Origin of the sequence: Listeria immobilis, from assembly GCF_014322845.1 — a bacterium.
Lineage (GTDB): Bacteria > Bacillota > Bacilli > Lactobacillales > Listeriaceae > Listeria > Listeria immobilis.
On the sequence record NZ_JAASUA010000024.1, the window covers coordinates 1 to 2,473 of the forward strand.

Annotated in this window: 2 rRNA genes; both read left to right on the forward strand. The window is 52.2% G+C overall.

Features of this window, described 5'->3' with window-relative positions:
• Positions 1–2,278: ribosomal RNA gene (locus HCJ45_RS14765) — 23S ribosomal RNA — on the forward strand; the annotation flags it as partial.
• 77 nt (positions 2,279–2,355) lie between these two features.
• Positions 2,356–2,471 (forward strand): 5S ribosomal RNA (rrf, locus tag HCJ45_RS14770).
• Positions 2,472–2,473 lie beyond the last annotated feature (2 nt).

The following is a 2,473-nucleotide window of genomic DNA, read 5'->3' on the forward strand; positions in this document are numbered from 1 at the left end:
GGAAAAAGCGGAGCCGTAGCGAAAGCGAGTCTGAATAGGGCGAATAAGTAACAGGTCGTAGACCCGAAACCAGGTGATCTACCCATGTCCAGGATGAAGGTAAGGTAATACTTACTGGAGGTCCGAACCCACGCACGTTGAAAAGTGCGGGGATGAGGTGTGGGTAGCGGAGAAATTCCAATCGAACTTGGAGATAGCTGGTTCTCTCCGAAATAGCTTTAGGGCTAGCCTCGAGGTAAAGAGTCATGGAGGTAGAGCACTGTTTGGACTAGGGGCCCTTCTCGGGTTACCGAATTCAGATAAACTCCGAATGCCATGTACTTATACTCGGGAGTCAGACTGCGAGTGATAAGATCCGTAGTCGAAAGGGAAACAGCCCAGACCACCAGTTAAGGTCCCCAAATATATGTTAAGTGGAAAAGGATGTGGGGTTGCTTAGACAACCAGGATGTTGGCTTAGAAGCAGCCACCATTGAAAGAGTGCGTAATAGCTCACTGGTCGAGTGACCCCGCGCCGAAAATGTACCGGGGCTAAACATATTACCGAAACTGTGGATGAACCTCTTTAGAGGTTCGTGGTAGGAGAGCGTTCTAAGGGCGGTGAAGTCAGACCGGAAGGACTGGTGGAGCGCTTAGAAGTGAGAATGCCGGTATGAGTAGCGAAAGAAGGGTGAGAATCCCTTCCACCGAATATCTAAGGTTTCCTGAGGAAGGCTCGTCCGCTCAGGGTTAGTCGGGACCTAAGCCGAGGCCGATAGGCGTAGGCGATGGACAACAGGTAGAGATTCCTGTACCAGTGCTAATTGTTTAACCGATGGGGTGACACAGAAGGATAGGGAATCGCACGAATGGAAATGTGCGTCCAAGCAGTGAGTGTGAGAAGTAGGCAAATCCGCTTCTTGCGAAGCATGAGCTGTGATGGGGAAGGAAATAAAGTACGGAAGTTCCTGATTTCACGCTGTCAAGAAAAGCCTCTAGGAAGAGTAGTACTGCCCGTACCGCAAACCGACACAGGTAGATGAGGAGAGAATCCTAAGGTGAGCGAGAGAACTCTCGTTAAGGAACTCGGCAAAATGACCCCGTAACTTCGGGAGAAGGGGTGCTCTATTAGGGTGCAAGCCCGAGAGAGCCGCAGTGAATAGGCCCAGGCGACTGTTTAGCAAAAACACAGGTCTCTGCAAAACCGTAAGGTGACGTATAGGGGCTGACGCCTGCCCGGTGCTGGAAGGTTAAGAGGAGTGCTTAGCTTCGGCGAAGGTACGAATTGAAGCCCCAGTAAACGGCGGCCGTAACTATAACGGTCCTAAGGTAGCGAAATTCCTTGTCGGGTAAGTTCCGACCCGCACGAAAGGCGCAACGATCTGGGCACTGTCTCAACGAGAGACTCGGTGAAATTATAGTACCTGTGAAGATGCAGGTTACCCGCGACAGGACGGAAAGACCCCGTGGAGCTTTACTGCAACCTGATATGGAATGTTTGTACCGCTTGTACAGGATAGGTAGGAGCCGAAGAGACGTGTGCGCTAGCATACGAGGAGGCAATGGTGGGATACTACCCTGGCTGTATGACCATTCTAACCCGCCACGCTTAGCGCGTGGGGAGACAGTGTCAGGTGGGCAGTTTGACTGGGGCGGTCGCCTCCTAAAGAGTAACGGAGGCGCCCAAAGGTTCCCTCAGAATGGATGGAAATCATTCGCAGAGTGTAAAGGCACAAGGGAGCTTGACTGCGAGACTGACAAGTCGAGCAGGGACGAAAGTCGGGCTTAGTGATCCGGTGGTTCCGCATGGAAGGGCCATCGCTCAACGGATAAAAGCTACCCCGGGGATAACAGGCTTATCTCCCCCAAGAGTCCACATCGACGGGGAGGTTTGGCACCTCGATGTCGGCTCGTCGCATCCTGGGGCTGTAGTCGGTCCCAAGGGTTGGGCTGTTCGCCCATTAAAGCGGCACGCGAGCTGGGTTCAGAACGTCGTGAGACAGTTCGGTCCCTATCCGTCGCGGGCGCAGGAAATTTGAGAGGAGCTGTCCTTAGTACGAGAGGACCGGGATGGACACACCGCTGGTGTACCAGTTGTTCCGCCAGGAGCATCGCTGGGTAGCTATGTGTGGCAGGGATAAACGCTGAAAGCATCTAAGCGTGAAGCCCCCCTCAAGATGAGATTTCCCATTTCTTCGGAAAGTAAGATCCCTGAAAGATGATCAGGTAGATAGGTTTGGAGTGGAAGTGTAGCGATACATGGAGCGGACAAATACTAATCGATCGAGGACTTAACCAAAAAATGAAACGAAGTTACCTAACTGAACCCTTTCTTCTCTAGTTTTGAGAGAGCAATCTTTCTAATTCTTTATATTGTCTGGTAGTTATGGCGAGAAGGTCACACCCGTTCCCATCCCGAACACGGTAGTTAAGCTTCTCTGCGCCAATGGTAGTTGGGGGCTTCCCCCTGCGAGAGTAGGTCGCTGCCGGGCAA